Raw genomic sequence first — 19,095 nt, forward strand, 5'->3', positions numbered from 1 at the left:
TTTTTTTTGACAATTCTAATTTCCCCTAAATCAACATTTGCATTCAAATACTTTATAGTGATATTTTAGTACAACAATTAAAAGAAATTAGTGATGAGTGTAAAAAAAATTCTTTTCGTTTCAGTTGTATTATTAGTTTTATCGAATCCGATATTCGCTCAGACTGCTTCATCAAATCCGTATTGGGGAAATTTCAATATTACTGCCGGCGGATTGATCACACTGCCTTCAACTGACTATCATAATAGCAGTACAGGCACAGGGTTTAATTTAGGTGTCGAATATTTCCTTCCTTTAAATAGCAATCATATCATTGGCTTAGAATTAACAACAAATAAGTTTCAGGTCAGAGGCGAAGACGATAGAAACAGTATCTCGTCAAATCAAGGCACACAAACAATTCCAAATGAATTTGTTACTCCAATATTTAGCACAAGTTTTTCCTCTTTTTATTCGTATCAAGTTAGTGAATATATTTTCCCATTTGCGGGAGTTGGCGTGGCTTATAACGTTTTTACCCCAAGGGATACTGAAGGAGAAGCTTTGCTCAACAATCGAAAAAGAATTACGACAAAGAATTTTTTAACATGTTTGGTGTTGCGGGGATTAAAGTTTTTATTAGTGATAAATTTTCGGCGAACGTTGATGTTAAATTGTTTAATCCGGTAACAGATAATTTAGATGATATTGAGGCTGGTTCAAGTAATGACTTTTATACTATGTTCAATATAGGCTTATCATACAATATTTTTGGAAACGAGGATTCGGATAGTGATGGAATTCTGAATAAAATTGATTTATGTTCCGAGCAGCCTGAAGATATTGATGGATTCCAGGACGAGGATGGCTGCCCTGATCTTGACAATGATGGAGATAAAATTCCAGACCTAAAAGATGCCTGCCCAAATGATGCTGAAGACTCCGATGGATTTCAAGATGAAGATGGGTGCCCTGATCTTGATAATGATGGCGATAAAATTGCCGATGCAATTGACTTATGTCCAAATGAAGCTGAGGATAAGGATTATTTTCAGGATACAGATGGTTGCCCGGATGAAGATAATGATAACGATGGGATTTTAGATATTGTCGACCAATGTCCCGATTCTCCTGAAACATTTAATAATTTTGAAGACGAAGATGGGTGTCCTGACTCTGCTCCGGTGACAAATAAAAATGAAGATATCAAGCAAATACTTCTTGAAGGGGATTTGATTTTTGGAAGCGAAAATACATCTGTGTTGCCTTCAGCTTTTGAAGAATTAGATCGCGTTGTAGAAATCTTAAGAAATTACCCTGAAGCTAACTGGCGGATTGAAGGTCATGTAGATAGCAAAGGAAGCGAACAATCAATAAGAATAAAATCAACAAAACAGGCGGAAGCTATTCTTCAATATTTTATCTCAAAGGGAATTGATGGTTCAAAATTTGAAATATTTGGTATGGGCGATAAATTTCCGATAGCTAATAATACAACCGAATTTGGACGGCAGCGTAACAGAAGAATTCTTATCGTTAGAGAGCAGTAATTATAGTTTAATATCAGATACTTATACTTAAATCTTTTAATATAAGCACTTGATAAAACTACTTGACAAAAATTGCAATATAAATTAGCTTAAGCGGTCAATATTATCCAATTGAATAAGAATTGCCTGTAAAATTTTCCTACCAACATGAACAACACCTGTTTTTATATTAAAATCGAAATATTTGATCCGGCATAATTAATGAAATCTTTGTCCAAAAAGATTTAACAAGGAACTGACAATGAATAAAAGTTTTGGACACGGAATTACAGGAAAAGGAATCGGTATTTTACATATTGATCCCAATGACGAATACTCTAAAGATTTTACATCCAACTATAAGAATGAAAATAGTAGACCAGTTCCCACAAAATTTGTACTAAGTGTTATTTACTTTATTTCTCTTAGTATATCATTGTTTCTATTGTTTCGATAAAAATATTTATTACAAAAAAAAAGCCTGGAAGTTAAATCCAGGCTTTTTTTTTACTTAAAATACATACTATGATTTTTTTAGAACTTTGGCTGGAACGCCGGCGACTATAGTCTTAGGCGGTACATTTTTAGTAACAACAGATCCTGCACCTACTATCGCCCCTTCACCAATTGTCAAACCGCATAATATAGTGGACGAGGAACCGATGGAAGCTCCATTTTTAATAAATGTTTCTTCAACTGTCCAATCTACTTCAGTTTGAAGAGATCCATCTTCATTAGTAGCTCGCGGGTATTTATCGTTGATGAAAGTAACATTATGACCAATGAAAACATTATCGCCGATGTGTACACCTTCACAAATAAAAGTATGCGATGAAATTTTACAATTTTTACCTATTGATGCATTCTTTTGAATTTCAACAAAGGTACCAATTTTAGAGCCATCGTCAATTGAACACCCATAGAGGTTGACAAAATCAAAGATTTTTACATCTTTGCCAAGTTTTACATTATTAATATTTTTCTTTTCCATACTTTTTTCGGTTAATTCGTTAATAAGCTTCAGCGAAAGAATTTATCTCAATCATTTCCCCTCTGTTCGCAAGAGATTTTGAACTCGCTTCCAAAATTTTGACAATTTTTAGACCATCGTATCCATTTGTTTTGGGTAGGCGATTTTCTATAATTGAAGCGATAAATTCTTTTGCTCCCAAATCCAATGCCTCAGTCTGATTTACCTTTGGAGAGAACATATCCCCAATTCGGTATTGAACCAATGCCTCGTGAATTCCTTCTGTTGTATTAATCTCAATTCCACTATCATAAACTTTTATTTTTTCAAAGTTTTCCATATCATCAAAAACTAACATCTTTTTATCTCCACCGACCATCATTCTTCTAATCTTGACTGGCGATGTCCAATTTACATGGAAATGAGCAAAGCATTTTTCTTCAAAATATACGGATATGTGAGCTACATTTTCTAAACCGTTGAAATTAGCTATACCATTTGCACAAACTGCAACGACCTTTTGAGTATCCATTATGTAATCCATTATAGATAAATCGTGGGGAGCAAGATCCCATATAACGTTAACATCTTTTTGGAATAGTCCAAGATTTATTCTTTCAGATTCAAAATAAAGAATATTCCCTAATTCACCCGATTTAACCAGATCTTTCATCTTTCTTACAGCGCCAGTATAAATGAAAGTATGATCCACAAATATATTAAGTTTTTTCCTCTCAGCTATATCTAATAATTCTAATGCTTCAAGTGAACTCGCCGTAAAAGGCTTTTCTACCCAAATGTGTTTGCCGGCTTCAAGACATTTTTTAGCGATATTAAAATGAGATGCGACTGGAGTAGCGATTACAATGGCATCAACATCACTATTAACTAATTCTTCACAACTATCAATAACTTTGACACTTGGAAATTTTTTCTTAATTGTATTTCTACGTTCAGCTCTAACATCACACGCAATCACTTCAGTGACTTCAGATTGCGATGAAAAATTACGAACTAGATTAGGACCCCAATAACCAAGTCCAATTATTCCGATTTTCATATATTTTTTCCCATTTTCTTAATTGAATAAATTATTTTGCTCCTCTTAAAAAGAGGATTGTTGGAATAGTTTGCAATATAAGTTGTAAATCAAACCAAGGTGACATATTGTTAATATAATACAGATCGAGTACTACTGAATCCTTAAAAGAAACTGAACTTCTTCCCCAAACTTGCCAAACACCTGTACAGCCGGGAATTACGCTCACTCGCCTTCTTTGCCATTCATCGTAGTTTTCAAATTCATAAGGCAAACAGGGGCGTGGCCCAACGAGACTCATATCACCTTTAAGTACATTAAAAAATTGAGGTAATTCGTCTAAAGAAGTTTTACGAATTATATTACCAATCCAGGTTATACGACTATCGTTAATTACTTTGGTATCAATACTTTCAGGCTTTCTATTTTTCATAAAATCGATCATCATTTTTTTACGTTCCTCATCTTCGCCTGAAAGCACATGCATCGATCTAAATTTATAAAAATCAAACTCTTTACCTAGTAACCCAATTCTTTTTTGTTTAAAAAATATTGGACCTTTGGAGGTTGTTTTAACTAAGATAGCTATTGTAATCATGAAAGGCGATAATATTAGGAGCCCAAAAAATGCTCCTAAAACATCAAATGATCTCTTTAGAAAGAGAGTTAAATTATTTTGGTAGTGAGGAGCAACATCCACAATCGGTATGTCGATGTACTTTTCGATATTGAGTTTTTTTGCAACAATATCAAATAATTCTGAAGTTATCCTAACTGAGGTTTGCAGTGTTTTACATTTATCTACGACATTCAGAAATTGCTCATAGCTTTCATTTTCAATTGCGATTAGAATCTCGTCTACCTTATAAACTTTAATAATTTTTTCCAACTCACTAATTCTTCCCAAAACCTTTTTCTCACCAACAACATATGACCCGATAGGTAAATCATCGTCAAGGAATCCTGCAATTTCTAAACCCAGTGGATTTTCAAACAATAATTTTGCTGCGAGTAATTTGCCGGCTTTTCCATCACCTACAATCAGAACATTTCTTCTTAAACTATTTGATTTTAAATATGTAAATAAAGTTCTAAATATTTCTACTCTAACAACATAAATTAATGGACCGCCAATAAAGAGAAATACAATCAGGATAAGACGGGAATCAATCAGCTTATTATTTTCGATAAATAGGGATACAATTACAATTTGCAGTGCTCCATAGTAGAGTGCTTTTAAAATATTCACAGTTTGAGCAGCACGGCTTAATATGATATTGATCCTGTATAACCCGTTATATTTAAAGATTACGATGAAAGACAGTGAAAGCAGAAACAGTACTAGAATGAGCGATCTGATTGAATAAAAAAACTCCAAAAAAGATAGGTTTGTTTCAGTCCTGAGATAGTAAACTGTCATTAAGAATGATGCAAAAATCACTATGAAATCCATGATTCCAAAAAAAGACTTATAACCAGGTAATTTTTTCACTTTGATTTATTATTTTATTATTCAAAATTTTTCAATTGGTATAAGTCTGACTAAAACTGTGCCGAAATCATTCACTCGTTTTCTTTCACTTTATGGAAGATTTATTAGGAAAATGAATGAATACTTGTTCCAAAGTGAGAGATAAATCTTTTTCATTATTATCTTAAGACGCAAAGTTCAAGCCCCCATTTTTGTTTCATAACTAAATTAAATAATTGCTCGATTGATGATAGTCTTTCTTTATATTTTAAGGCGACTTTTCTTCGACCTTTAGTCCAAGAATCGAGATGTTTTAATTTTACTCCTAAAACCGCACCTTGAATACCTTCCATTCTATAATTATGCCCATAGGTTTCATGATAATACTTTTGCGACTGTCCATGTTCTCTATAAAGTTTCACTCTATGAAATACTTCATCATTATTTGTGACAACAGCGCCCCCTTCGCCAAATGCTCCCAAATTTTTCCCTGGATAAAAGCTAAAAGAAGTAGCGTAAGTTGTGCTTCCAATTCTTTTCCCATTGTATTCGGCAAAATGAGCTTGTGCGGCGTCTTCAACTAGCAAAAGATTATATTTTTCCGCAATCTGTTTTAACTTATCTATTTCGGCTGGTTGCCCATATAGGTGCACGGCAACAATTGCTTTTGTTCGTGGTGTTATTGCAGCAACAATTTTTTCCGGATCAATGTTATAACTTAACGGATGACAATCTACAAAGACTGGTGTAGCACCACATAAAGTAGCACCCCAAGCCGTAGCGATAAAGGTATTGGCAGGAATTATCACTTCGTCACCAGCCTTTACACCTGCTGCCCATAGAACTAAATGATTTGCATCAGTGCCTGACGAGGTGCCAAGACAATATTTTACATTATGTTCTTTGGCGAATTCTTGTTCAAAGTTATGAACTGCATCGCCTAAAATAAATGCGGTATTATCAAGAACATTTTGAATTGCATCATCAATTTCTTTTTTAATAGATTTATATTGAACTTTTAGATCGAGAAATGGTACTTGCATTTTGACTCCAATTGGATTTTAGTTTAGTTAATAATTATTTTAATATTATGGATACATAGTATTGTTGATCCATAATTTGAAGCGATTTTTAGCAATTTCTGTGCCTCACTGTATATTGCCTTCCCTGAATCCTATTGATAGTGATAATATAATTGCCATTGGGATAATGAATGAGTCACTAAAAAATAAAAATCCTGTCTCAAAAATATATTTTTCTTCTATTATTTCCTTGAAGAAATGTCTTAACCTAGATTTTTACTCAAAAGTGATTGTTCGATGATTCATTTAAATACTTTTTCTCGTTTTGGCAAAAAGAAAATTGATTTATTAAATTAAAATTGTAAATTTGATTGTGTTATAGAGGAAACTTTTGAAAACTATTGGTACAGGTTTTGAATATTCAGGAACTTACTAAACCCTTAGAGAGGATTATATTATTTTTAGCTTTCCTTCTATTTGGTATTAAATTGGTAAAGAATTATAACTTTAAATAAACTTAATAAACAGATGAAAACATTAATAATTTTTGTCGTTACCTTATTAGCTGTTCTCTATTCTACCTCTTTCGCGCAAAATCTTAATCCCGGAGATGGTATCAGACTTACGCTCTTTAATGTGACTGATCAAATATCCGGCGATTATTTTATTCAGCTCGACCGAACATTGCAGCTCCCCTACATAGGTACAATTTACACAAATGATAAAAATTACCTACTGATTAAAAATGAAATAATTCAGAAGTATGATTCCCTCTATCGTAACCCTGAGTTAACAATTCAACCATTATTTAAGATTAATATTATTGGCGAAGTTAAACAACCCGGCTTTTATTTTGTAACTGATGTTGAAAAATTATCCGGAATTTTTGCACTTGCCGGTGGTGTTACCGGTGATGCCGATATTGATAATATATTTATCATCCGGGATAGTGTCGAGATTGAATTAGACGCACGGGACATGATAGAATCCGGAAACACATTAGGTGATCTAGGTTTAATATCTGGAGATAGAATCTACGTTCCAAGAACATGGTGGGCTGATGCAAAGGGCGTAACCATCATAGCAGGCGCATTAACTGTACTTGTATCGGTAGCCGCATTATTACTAAAGTAAAGTAAATTGAATTAAAAAAAGAATTTTAAGGTTTATATGGCAAAAGAAAAAAATCCTCAATTAAGATCAACGAGACCTAAGAGAAAAGAGAAATCTTTAGTTGATTTACTTCAAATATTAAATAAACATAAATGGTATTTGATAATTTCTGTGGGACTTGCTCTAATAATTGCATTTTTGTACAATTTTATTTCGACACCTATCTACGAAGCAACAGTTCTATTAAAAAAAGAAAACGCTCCAGAAACAAGCATCAAGCCTGATCTTCAGGATATTCTTAATGTTCAAAACCAAGATATAATTGAAACCGAAATGGAATTGGTGCAAACCTGGACTGTGTTAAGAAAAGTTGCTGATTCACTAAATTTATTTTTAACTGTTGATAAAATTGTAAAACCAAATGGTGAATCAATCGAACTGGCTAAAAATGCTATCGAATACGAGAGCCCTGAATTTTACCTTAACGCACCAAACCTTGGTTCTCTTCCTGAGTTCGGCAGAATAAAAGTTAAACAGCTTGATATAACTGCTAAATTTTATGTAAAAGTCAACAATCAGACTAATTTTTCATTATATAGTGCAGAAAATGACAGATTATTACAAACCACAAGTGATTCCTTAACCGCTAACTTTAGTATTGATATAGCCGATATTCCTTTAAAATGGACAAATGCTGAACCGGGTTCTAAAGTCTATTTTACATTAGACAATTACTATTCGACCATTGAAGGATTAAAAAAATCCTTATATGTGCAGAGAAGATTAAAGACCGACGTTTTCGAAGTTTCGATCAAACATTCCTCCCCCTTTGCTGCCGCCAAAATTTCAAATGTGCTAACCGATAAATTTAGAGAGTCGAGAATAGATCAGCAGAAAGAAACAATTCGTTATTCATTTAATTTTGTTGATCAACAGCTTGAACAAATGCAGGAGAAATTAAAATCAGCAGAAGCAAATCTTACAAGTTTCAAATCCTCAGGTCAAATTATGACCATTGATAGAAGTTCTGAAGAACTAGTGAATTTTCTTAGCTCATTAGAAGCTGAAAAGATGAAAACGGAATTGGAGCTTGGACAGTACAAAAACAAGATGGGAGATATGCAGAAGGAACTCGGCAATAAAGGATATTTTGACCAAAGTTTTCTTGCCCCTGAAGGTAATGAACCGACTAACTCCCCTTTCTCTGCAGCGATGAAACAAATGTCAGATCTTGAACTTCAACGACTTGAGCTGCTTCAAAAAAGAACAGAGAGCCATCCTGATGTTATTAAACTTGATGAACAGATAAATCTCGTGAAAAATAAGTTGGGTTCGTTTAATGAAAACACTCTAACTTCCTACGGAATTATTTCAAATGCGTTGGAGCAAAAACTTTTGCAGATTACCAACCTGATGTCCAAGTATGAAGTTAAGATGGAAACGCTTCCAGCACAGGAAAATCGTTTAGTAAACTTAATGCGTCAAAAAAATGTTTATGAGAAAATTTTCACCCTCCTTTTAGATAAACGTGAGGAAATGAGAATGGCAGAACTTTCCAAACTTCAAGACATTGTTATAGTTGATCCCGCACATACCCCTCTGGATCCTATTTCACCTAAAAAACTTCTTAATCTTATATTAGCCATTATTGCTGGTGCTTTTATCGGGGTCATGTCCATCTTTATCCTTGAATTTAAGAACACCAAACTTATTAATCTTGATGAATTAGAGGAAGATTTTAAGATTCCTATTCTTGCTATAGTTCCAGCTTACACTACCGAAATTAAAAGCAAAATTGATAATGCTCAAGATGGCAAATCACGATTGGTAACACTGATGGAAAACGCTGATGGATTTACCGAGTCATTTCGCCTGCTTAAAACAAAAATACTTTTCCAGATGGAAGGAAAAGAAAAAATATTCCTCGTAACCAGTTGTGAAGAAAATACTGGAAAAACGAGTGTCGTTTCAAATTTGGCTGTCTCCATCGCACAAGAAAATAAACGCGTTCTTGTGATAGATTGCGATTTAAGAAAGGCAGAGCTCTCTTCGAAATTTGACATCTCCGAAAAATCACCCGGCTTGATTGAATATTTAATGAACGATGTGCCGCCAAAAATTTACAATAAAATATTAAAAAGAATTGACATACTTCCGGCTGGCGGAACTACGGAGGACTCCGGTAATATTCTTAACTCAGAAAAGATGAAATTGTTATTCGAGACTATTAATTCATCTGCTTATGATTTTATTATAATTGATACTCCCCCTGTTACTCGTGTTGTTGATACTTTGATACTCGGGCGTTTTGTGAAAGATGCCATACTCGTCGTTCGTCCTGGCTTCTCTTTTAAAGAGAGTGTTTACGGTGGTATTCAGGATATGATGCAGGCAAGCATCAAGATACGCGGAATAGTAGTCAATTCAGCCGATGTCGAAAAATCTTCATATAGATATCGTTACGGATATGGATATGGATATGGACATAAAAAATACGGTGAAACTTCTAAACAAACTGTTCAGAGCGGTGAAGTTGTTGAATCAAAAGCCTGATTTCATTTTATAAGTTCAATAGATAATAATTTTTTGCTTTAGAATTAATGCTTACAAATCCTCAAGTATCTATTAAAGGATGGGAGAAAAATGTACTTTCAAATCCCGACTATTCATTCTTTAACACAAAAGAATGGTTAGAATTAATTATAGAATCTTATAATTATAAAAATATTTCTGTTATAAAGGAATGAGCCCGATTCATCATTTGAATACTTCCCTTTAGTTGAGATAAATAGTTTTATCACAGGCAAGAGAGCAGTATGTCTGCCTTTCAGTGATTATTGCGAACCTCTATTTGCCGATCAAACTGCTTTTGACTATTGCTTCAATAAACTATTGAAGCAAGGAGAAAAAGCCAAATGGAAATATCTTGAAATTAAAGGAGGGGCAAAATTCCTTTGTCTGCGCGAACCTGCCACTATTGACTTCGGACATCTTCTCTACCTCAATTCAGATGAGCAAAAATTGTTCAGTTCATTTAGCAGCAATACAAAAAGAAATATTAAAAAATCACTCTCTGAAGGACTCGAGGTTGAAATTTCAAGCACTCAGAAAGCAATGAATGATTATTATAATTTGAATCTGATCACTCGAAAGCGCCACGGTTTGCCTCCTCAGCCGTATAATTTTTTCCAAAATTTATTTGAAAAAATCATAAGCACAGGAAAGGGCACTATATGTCTCGTATCTCACGATAAACAGATTATTGCGGGTGCTGTCTACCTCCATTATGGAAAAAAAGTGTTGTATAAATACGGTGCGTCTGATCTTTCATTCCAAAATTTAAGAGCAAATAATTTAGTGATGTGGGAAGCGATTCGTCATTACGCTGCACTGGGTTATGAAGAATTTTACTTTGGCAAAACAGAACCGGAAAATGACGGGCTAAGAAGATTTAAGAATGGATGGAACACTGTAGAATTTGAAATTAAAACTTACCGTTACGATTTTAGGAAAAAGGATTTTGTGAAACTGACAACCAAAACTCATGGCGAGCATAACAAATATTTTGCTGCACTTCCAATTCCAGTATTGAAAGCAATAGGTAAAATAGCTTACAGACATATCGGTTAAGAATCAAATTGCTTAGTTTAGGGAAACTATTACATGGAAAAATTATCACCTTGAAACACTGTGTCCTGTTTAAGCATTAAATTTGTTCTAAATATCAAATAAATTAAAGAAATTTTACTGGAACATTATTTGTTCTAAATTAGCAAAAACATTCACTTGTTCGGTGGGTGAGATAATTTTATAAATTCTAATCTGAGGAATAAATGAAAATCCTAATTGCAAGTTCGATTCATAAAAGTGCTATTGAAAAACTTCAAAAAGAGCATGATGTAGTCTGTTCTTTTAATGCTTCTGAAGAAAGCCTTATCTCAGCAATAGCTGACCGTGAGATTTTAATTTTTAGAAGCGGCGTAAAAATTTCCACTGACGTTTTAAAAAGCGCTCCTAATCTAAAATTGCTTTTACGTGCTGGATCGGGACTTGACAATCTTGATTTAAATTATGTTAATCAAAGAGGTATAAAGCTAGTCCGTATTCCTCAGCCGGGGGCAAAAGCAGTTGCAGAACTAAGCTTCGCATTTATGCTCGCTTTATCCCGAGATTTATTCAAAGCAGATTCTTCATGGAGAAATGGGCATTGGGTAAAATCCGAAATGAACGGTTACTTGCTCACCAATAAAGTTTTAGGTGTGGTTGGATGTGGAAATATTGGGTCGCGGGTTGGAGCAATGGGGGCGGCATGGGGAATGAATGTTTTAGGCTGTGTCCGTCATTCCAATTTAACTAATGAATTCATTTCCGGAATGAAAGCTAAAGGCATTAAGATTACTTCATTTGATGAAGTTGTTGCAAACGCTGATTATTTGAGCATTCACGTACCGCTTGATGATTCAACAAGAAATCTTATAGACCAGAATGTTTTGAATAAAATGAAACCAGGATCATATTTGATGAATCTTGCAAGGGGTGGTGTTGTAAATGAACAGGCATTGTATCACGCATTAACGGAAGGTGGAAAACTTAGAGGCGCCGCCACTGATGTTCACGTTGCCGAAGGCGAAGGTAAAATTTCTCCTTTAGCCGAATTGAAAAATGTTATTTTGACCCCTCACATTGGTGCCCAGACAATTGATTCGCAAAAAGAAATAGGCGAAATAATTTTATCAACTGTCGAAGAATTTGACAAAGAAAAAATCAAAGTTTTACAGGAATCATCAGTAATTTAATTTTATTGACGAATAATTTTTACCTAAAATCGAAGAGAGCAATATGAAAAAGACAACTCAATTTAGACAAATGCTTTTATCGCACGAAACCGAATTTATAATGGAGGCACATAGCGGACTAAGCGCAAAGATCGTGCAGGAAGCAGGCTTCAAAGGAATTTGGGCAAGCGGCTTATCAATGTCTGCTGCCATGGGTGTAAGAGATAACAATGAAGCAAGCTGGACTCAAGTGCTCGAGGTTCTGGAATATATGAGCGATGCAACTGATATCCCCATCCTTGTTGATGCAGATACAGGCTATGGTAATTTCAACAACGTTCGCCGCTTAGTAAAAAAACTTGAGCAGCGAAATGTCGCAGCAATGTGTATCGAAGACAAGCTATTTCCAAAAACTAATTCTTTTATTAATGGTGAACAGCAGGAACTGGCAAACATTGAAGAATTTTGCGGAAAGATAAAAGCTGCAAAAGATACTCAATCAGATGATGACTTTTGTGTCGTTGCCCGCGTGGAAGCATTGATTGCAGGGCTTGGACAGGATGAAGCATTGCGGCGTGCTGAAGCATATTATAAAGCCGGTGCCGATGCAATTTTAATTCACAGCAAGATTGCCGCTCCTGATCAAATTTTGGACTTTATGAACGCCTGGCAGAATCAGGCTCCAATTGTTATCGTTCCAACGATGTACTATAAAACTCCAACTAAAGTTTTTGAAGATGCCGGTATCAGTCTTATTATTTGGGCAAATCATCTCTTAAGATCTTCTATCAAAGCGATGCAGAACACTGCACAACAAATTTATAGTGAAAGATCACTACTGTCCGTTGAGCCGGAAATTGTTTCGGTTAAAGAAATTTTCCGACTACAAAATGCTGATGAATTGAAGCAAGCAGAGAAAAAATATTTGCCGATGATCGGTGAATCGGTTAAGTAAATTTTAACTATCGCTGCACTTTGAATGAATTCAAACATACAAAATTTATACAATTATGATCTGCATGGTATTGTACGATTAAGGTTAGTAAATCCATCTGATAAAGATTTAAAAAAATTTAACAATGCATTTGGCGAATATCAGTGTCAAACAGAAAATGAACCTGATATTAAAATTACTTTCGTCAATAAAATTGATACTCCCCTTTTAACATACATTGGTTTAAATAACGCAGCCTTTGATGAAAATGGCTTTTACATATTATCAACAGGCAGAAACCAGCTTAAGGTTAAAATCCCATTCGATAAAATTGGTGAAGACTTTGAAATAATTTGTGAATCCGGTACTCCTGAAATTCCAATGCTTCGTCATTTTATTAATTTAATTTTTTTGAAAAAAAATTATATCCCCCTTCATGCTTCTGCATTCAGGTTCAATGATCAAACAGCGCTTGTAATGGGATGGTCTAAAGGCGGGAAGACTGAATCACTGCTAGCTTTTGCTAATAATGAAGCAGAATATATTGGCGATGAGACAGTAGTAATTTCTCAAGATGGAAAAACAATTTTTGGAATACCTGTTTCTGTTTGTGTTTGGGAATGGCAATTTGAACAGATACCAAAACTTCTTCCTAAACTTCCGAATCAAAAAATAATGCTTTTCGGTTTGATCCATTTTTTTGATTCACTTTACAAATTTCTAAAAAAGTCTTTTCTAAAAAATTCTTTTCCAACAAAAGTACTTGCCGAAGCAATGCCCGCATTCAGACGGCAACTTAATATCAGAGTTGAACCAAAGACTATTTTTAAAACAAAAATGATCAAATCAAAGTTATCGCTCGATCATATTATCTTAATTATGAGCCACGATAATGATGAAATAAAAGTAGAAAATTGCAGCATAGATGAAGTGATTGATCGAATGATAAATTCTCAGAATTATGAAATCGCTTCGTTCATTGAGCAGTATTTAACATTCAAGTATGCATTTCCAAATCTTAAAAATGAATTGCTCGAAAATATTGGAACAAAACAAATGGCTTTGTTAAATGAAGCGTTCAAAAACAAAACCGCTCACAAAGTTGTTCATCCCTATCCTGTTTCGTTTGAAAAATTGTTCGACAACATGAAGATTATTTTTGAGCGAAATAATTCATCAAATCATCAAGCAATGTATCCACCAACAATAAAATCAGTCGAAGTTAAATGAAAACGATAGCTTTAATTGGAGCTGACGGCTCGGGCAAAACAACTGTAGCTAAAAAAATAATGCAATCTCCTCCGGTTCCATTAAAGTATTTGTATATGGGATTGAATATTGAGTCAAGTAATTATGCTCTCCCAACCTCACGATTAGCATATAAAGTAAAACTATGGGAGTACAAACGCAAGCACAAGCACTTGAAAAATGTCGAGTTAAAAAATATCTCTCTTCACCAAATAGATGACAACCGAAGAGGAGATCCGAGAGGAAAGGTTGGGGCAACAGCAAGATTAGTAAAAAGAGTTTCAGAGGAATTATACAGGTTATTTATATCATGGACATTCCAGATACGCGGCTATAATGTATTGTTTGATCGTCTCTTTATATTTGATGCGGCTACAAGCGCTACCGGCGAAGAATTAAAAAAGCAGCGCTTTACAAATAAAATACATAGATGGTTTCTCAATAAAGTTTATTCGAAACCGGATCTAGTAATTTTTCTGAACGCCCCCGCAGAAGTACTTTACGAACGAAAGCATGAGGTTGATGTTGAATATCTAAAAACGAGAACCGAAACATTTTTGAAAGTTGGTAAAGCATTAAAAAATTTTGTAATCGTTGATACAACACAGCCAATAGAAAAAGTTTTCAATGAAGTCAATAATACTATAATTGATTTCGTGAATAATGGAAAATCAAAATAATATTAAATGAAAAGTTAAACCGGCAGCAATGGAAAAAATAAAAAGTAAAAACGGAAAACCTTACGCAGTTCTTATTGATATGGATTATCTCACCGGACTTCAGTCTTCAAGATTGTTAGCCGAGCGCGGAGTGCCTGTTCTTGGAATGGCTAATAATCCAGATCACTATTGTGCGCGAACAAATACTTGTGAAAAAGTTTTTAAAGTAGATACGAAAACTCAAGCATTGATAGACTTGCTAATGGAAATGGGTCCAAAGTTTGAATTAAAGCCCGTTCTCTACCCCTGCCAGGATAACAGTGTGCTTTTAGTTTCACGCAATAGACAGCAGCTTTCAAAGTATTATCACATTTCCCTGCCCTCAGAAGAGACAGTGGAGCTGCTGATGGATAAATATAAATTTTATGACTTTGCAGTTAAAGAAAATCTTCCCGTTGCAAAATTCTACTTATTAAAATCTAAAGATGAAGCAATCAGTGTGGCTAAACATCTGACTTTCCCGGCGATAATCAAGCCTCCGATGAAGAGCGCAAAGTGGGAAAAATATTCAAAGCTACATAAAGTCTATAAAGTTTTTAGCGAAGAAGAATATCTTAAAACTTACGAAATGTGTTCGCAGTGGGCAGATACTCTGATGGTGCAGGAATGGATTGTTGGAACTGATTCAGATCTGTATTCGAGCAATTGCTATTACAATTCTAAGTCGGAACCATTAGCAACTTTTACTGCAAAAAAATTAAGACAATGGCCTCCGGAAACTGGAAATACAGCGCTCGGAATTGATTGCATTGATGATGAAGTCGTTAGAATTTCGCACGAACTTTTCAAGAAAGTTAATTACATCGGCTTAGTTTACCTCGAATTAAAAAAAGATATTCGTACCGGGAAATATTATATCATCGAGCCAAACATCGGCAGACCGACGGGCAGATCAGCTTTATCCGAAGCTTGCGGCGTTGATTTACTTTTCACTATGTACTGCGATTGTCTCGGATTACCACTCCCCTCTTCAAGATTTCAGACTTACAAAGGAATTAAGTGGATCCATATTCGAACTGATCTTCAGTCAGCGATAAATTATTGGAAAAAAGATAAGTTAACAATAAGGGAATATTTTAAATCAGTAAGCGGTCCGAAGTACTTTGCAGTATTTTCTTTGAAAGATCCTAAACCGTTTCTTGGTGAAATGAGTTTGATATTCGCTTTCATATTCAAGTCACTATTTAGCGGAAAAAAACTTGAACAAACTTAATATCAGATTATCCACCGTTAAAAAGACTTAAAATATTTTTATTAATCTTTTTCCGAAATGAGATTTTTTCAAAATATTAATACATAAATATTAGAATTTTCTGTCAAAATAAATCATCAATTGTTTGCAGATGATGATTTTTATTTTTAATATTGAAAAGACATTTCGAAGTGAGTAAGAAAAATATTTATTGAGTATGATAAAATCACAAAGAGTTCAAAATAAGCTTTTAATAATACTAAGTTTGCTTTTAGTTACTGCAGTTGTTCAGGCGCAGAGTTTTAAAACTATTACTTCTTTAGGTACTATAAACGCCAATGCAACTACTGCTGATAAACCTCAATCCAAAGTTTGGTTTTATGGTGGATACTGGTGGACTGTAATTCCGGTAAGTGGTGGGACATATATTTACAGGTTGGAAGGCACGACATGGACACAAAAAAATCAACTTTCAGGTTCTAATTCATTTAAAGCGGATGTTAAAGTACAAGCCGATATTGTCAATATTCTTCTCGTTTCACCTAACACTCCATCTTCGCAAACTGCAAAGTTTTTGAGATATGAATTTGATTCAGGTACTTCTACTTACTCCTTGCTTAGTTCTACTAATATATCTCTTGATTCCTACTGCGAAACTGCCACAATTGATATTGATAAGAATGGAAGATTTTGGTTAGCTTCGGATGGTGGAGGATCAGGAAGTGGAGATGGTGATTTAAAAAATATTAATGTTCGGTGGAGTGATTATCCTTATAATTCATTCAGTGCCGCCATAACTCTTGCCACTGGTGTTGGCGGTGATGACATTTGCGCAATAACAGCTTATGATCCGGATGGACTTAGCAAAATTGGAGTAATGTGGTCAGATCAACCCAATACTCAGTTCAGATTCGCTTATCATATTGACGGGGATGATGTTAATACTTGGACAACCGAAACTATTGTAACTGCTTCTGACCCTAACGCAGGAGTTGGAGATGATCATATCAATTTAAAAGTTGCCTCTGATGGAACCATTTATGCTGCAGTAAAAACCGGATATGATGAACCAAACTATCCTGAGATAGGGTTATTAGTAAAACATAGTAATGGAACATGGGATCCACTTTATACAGTCACCGAAGGAGACGACAATAATCCAGGAACGCGACCACAGGTAATTTTAAATGAAACAAAAGGATTAATAGCAGTTTTATACACCGCATCACGTGGAAGCGACGATGATATACTGTATAAGGAATCTTCGATCAGTTCGATCAATTTTTCCCATCCTGAAAGATTTTTAGTCTATGGAAGTTTGAACCTGAATAATATTTCTACAACAAAGCAAACTTTTTCGGATAGTGTTGTTATTATTTTTGCTACCTCCTTAAATGTTTGGCATGGAGTAATTGCAAAATTATCTGCAGATTCAACAACTAATGGAGCAGGTTTTGCATTCAACTTGGATGGATCTAATGATCAATTAAAAAGGGGCGCTTCATCTTCCAGCTTAAATATCACTACTGCAATTACACTAGAAGATGGATAAGTCCTAACATTCAAAAAAAACCAATCACTAATTAGTAAAACTACCGCATCCACTGGTTATGATCTTGCATTAACTTCAGGAGGTAATGTTACCTTCAAAATAAACTCTACAACCTTGACTTCCTCTTCATCTTATACGGCTGGTAGTTCAGTATGGACTCATATAGCTGCAACTTACAGCTCAGCCACAGGGATGAAGATATACATAAATGGAATTTTAGATAATTCAAATTCAACATCAGGCACAATTAGTACCAATTCGAGCAGTTTCTATTTAGGATCTGAGAACACATTCAATTTCTTTGAAGGACAGTTGGATGAAATTAGAATTTGGAATGTTGTTAAAACAGTCGATGAGATCCGTACAAATATGTGCAAAAAACTTACAGGCTCCGAAAGTGGATTAATAGCCTACTGGAATTTTGATGCACCTGAAGGATTACATGTAAATGACAAAACATCAAACAACAACTATGTTGATGCTCACGATATTCCGGTCTATGCTTATAGCTGGTCTGGTGCTGCAATTGGCGATGAAAGCGCTTATGATTATGATCCAACTGGTAGCTTCACCCAAAATTTAAGTCATTCTGATGGCGACGAGATAACAGCAACAACCACTAGCGGAACAATAACGGGATTACAAGTTTATCGTGTTGATTCTACTCCACTTCGGTCAGGTGCTTCAAATAATTCAGGCACTTACACAAACATTGACCCGTTGCGTTATTGGGGTGTAAAAGTTTTTGGAACCAGTACACCGACTTACACTCTTGTTTATAATTATAACGGTCACCCGGGAATTACTTCCGAAAACGGATTAAATCTTTTGTATCGAGATAATCTGGCTGATGACACCTGGGCAGATTTAACCGCTACATTGGATCAAGGTGCCAATACTCTTACCAAAAGTGGTTTGACGGGAACTGAATTTACACTTGCAAGCAGCAACGCACCCCTTCCTGTTGAGTTATCATTGTTCAGCGGCAGGATCATTGGCGGAAATATTATTTTAAATTGGGAAACAGCCACAGAAGTTAGAAATTACGGTTTTGATGTTGAGAAATCTATTGATGGAAAAAACTTCAGTAAGTTTGGTTTTGTGCAAGGCAACGGAAACAGCAATTCGACTAAGTATTATTCATTTGAAGACAATTCTCCCGAAACTGGAATTAATTACTACAGACTGAAACAGATTGATACAGACGGCTCGTTTGAATATTCCAAAATCATTTCTGTAAATTTAAATATCCCGATAGAGTTCAGCCTTTCACAAAACTATCCTAATCCTTTTAACCCCACCACTACTATTGATTTTACGCTTCCATCAAACACTTTCGTTTCGTTAAAAGTCTATGATCTATTAGGAAAACAAACAGCCTTGCTGATTACTGAGCAAAAAGAAGCAGGCAGTTATTCTCTTCAATTTGATGGTACGAATCTTGCCAATGGTAATTACATTTATGTAATAAACGCAGGAGGCAAAGTCATTACTAAAAAGATGACTTTGTTAAAATAATCACCTCCCGCAAATAATTCGCATTTTGGAATTG

17 protein-coding genes are annotated in these 19,095 nt (G+C 34.7%); 13 read left to right on the forward strand and 4 right to left on the reverse strand.

All coding sequences use genetic code 11. From position 1 onward, the window contains the following. Nucleotides 1–93 precede the first annotated feature (93 nt). Both IPH11_11485 and IPH11_11490 read left to right on the forward strand, forming a co-directional pair. Nucleotides 94–669: a hypothetical protein gene (locus IPH11_11485; GenBank protein MBK6914228.1), complete on the forward strand. Its 576-nt coding sequence runs from the start codon at nt 94–96 to the stop codon at nt 667–669. Beyond that, on the forward strand, nt 588–1,529 hold the full coding sequence (locus IPH11_11490; protein MBK6914229.1) for an OmpA family protein: 942 nt from the start codon (nt 588–590) through the stop codon (nt 1,527–1,529). The genes IPH11_11485 and IPH11_11490 overlap by 82 nt, the downstream gene beginning before the upstream one ends. A 502-nt stretch (nt 1,530–2,031) precedes the next feature. Here IPH11_11490 and IPH11_11495 read toward each other — a convergent pair. The 4 genes from IPH11_11495 to IPH11_11510 all read right to left on the reverse strand — a co-directional run bounded on the left by IPH11_11495 (nt 2,032) and on the right by IPH11_11510 (nt 6,031). Then, nucleotides 2,032–2,499 (reverse strand): N-acetyltransferase, encoded by a 468-nt coding sequence (locus tag IPH11_11495; protein ID MBK6914230.1) that lies wholly within the window; start codon nt 2,497–2,499, stop codon nt 2,032–2,034. A gap of 19 nt (nt 2,500–2,518) precedes the next feature. Then, entirely contained in the window at nt 2,519–3,538 is a 1,020-nt protein-coding gene (locus tag IPH11_11500; GenBank protein ID MBK6914231.1) for a Gfo/Idh/MocA family oxidoreductase, read from the reverse strand. A gap of 31 nt (nt 3,539–3,569) precedes the next feature. After that, on the reverse strand, nt 3,570–5,009 hold the full coding sequence (locus IPH11_11505) for a sugar transferase (protein ID MBK6914232.1): 1,440 nt from the start codon (nt 5,007–5,009) through the stop codon (nt 3,570–3,572). A gap of 158 nt (nt 5,010–5,167) precedes the next feature. Then, nucleotides 5,168–6,031, reverse strand: a complete 864-nt coding sequence (locus IPH11_11510) for a DegT/DnrJ/EryC1/StrS family aminotransferase (protein ID MBK6914233.1) — start codon at nt 6,029–6,031, stop codon at nt 5,168–5,170. Between the two features lie 507 nt (nt 6,032–6,538). Here IPH11_11510 and IPH11_11515 point away from each other — a divergent pair. From IPH11_11515 to IPH11_11565, 11 genes are all read left to right on the forward strand, one after another. Next, entirely contained in the window at nt 6,539–7,144 is a 606-nt protein-coding gene (locus tag IPH11_11515) for a hypothetical protein (GenBank protein ID MBK6914234.1), read from the forward strand. A gap of 36 nt (nt 7,145–7,180) precedes the next feature. Beyond that, on the forward strand, nt 7,181–9,676 hold the full coding sequence (locus IPH11_11520; GenBank protein MBK6914235.1) for a polysaccharide biosynthesis tyrosine autokinase: 2,496 nt from the start codon (nt 7,181–7,183) through the stop codon (nt 9,674–9,676). 47 nt (nt 9,677–9,723) lie between these two features. After that, nucleotides 9,724–9,870, forward strand: a complete 147-nt coding sequence (locus tag IPH11_11525; protein ID MBK6914236.1) for a hypothetical protein — start codon at nt 9,724–9,726, stop codon at nt 9,868–9,870. Between the two features lie 145 nt (nt 9,871–10,015). After that, the gene (locus IPH11_11530) at nt 10,016–10,753 is read left to right on the forward strand and encodes a peptidoglycan bridge formation glycyltransferase FemA/FemB family protein (protein ID MBK6914237.1); all 738 of its coding nucleotides are present in this window, start codon (nt 10,016–10,018) and stop codon (nt 10,751–10,753) included. A 203-nt stretch (nt 10,754–10,956) separates the two neighbouring features. Continuing rightward, entirely contained in the window at nt 10,957–11,919 is a 963-nt protein-coding gene (locus tag IPH11_11535) for a hydroxyacid dehydrogenase (protein MBK6914238.1), read from the forward strand. A 43-nt stretch (nt 11,920–11,962) separates the two neighbouring features. Continuing rightward, complete coding sequence (gene aepX, locus IPH11_11540) at nt 11,963–12,853, forward strand: phosphoenolpyruvate mutase (GenBank protein ID MBK6914239.1); 891 nt, start codon at nt 11,963–11,965, stop codon at nt 12,851–12,853. 24 nt (nt 12,854–12,877) lie between these two features. Then, nucleotides 12,878–14,062 (forward strand): hypothetical protein, encoded by a 1,185-nt coding sequence (locus IPH11_11545; protein MBK6914240.1) that lies wholly within the window; start codon nt 12,878–12,880, stop codon nt 14,060–14,062. Then, a complete protein-coding gene (locus tag IPH11_11550; GenBank protein ID MBK6914241.1) occupies nt 14,059–14,760 on the forward strand; it encodes a hypothetical protein in 702 nt (233 codons plus the stop codon). Before IPH11_11545 ends, IPH11_11550 begins: the two co-directional genes overlap by 4 nt. A gap of 28 nt (nt 14,761–14,788) precedes the next feature. Beyond that, nucleotides 14,789–16,012: a carboxylate--amine ligase gene (locus tag IPH11_11555; protein MBK6914242.1), complete on the forward strand. Its 1,224-nt coding sequence runs from the start codon at nt 14,789–14,791 to the stop codon at nt 16,010–16,012. A 196-nt stretch (nt 16,013–16,208) separates the two neighbouring features. Then, a complete protein-coding gene (locus IPH11_11560; protein MBK6914243.1) occupies nt 16,209–17,543 on the forward strand; it encodes a hypothetical protein in 1,335 nt (444 codons plus the stop codon). Between the two features lie 114 nt (nt 17,544–17,657). Further along, complete coding sequence (locus IPH11_11565) at nt 17,658–19,061, forward strand: T9SS type A sorting domain-containing protein (GenBank protein MBK6914244.1); 1,404 nt, start codon at nt 17,658–17,660, stop codon at nt 19,059–19,061. Nucleotides 19,062–19,095: the final 34 nt, after the last annotated feature.

This window comes from Ignavibacteriales bacterium, assembly GCA_016709155.1.
In the GTDB taxonomy this organism is placed as follows: domain Bacteria; phylum Bacteroidota; class Ignavibacteria; order Ignavibacteriales; family Ignavibacteriaceae; genus JADJEI01.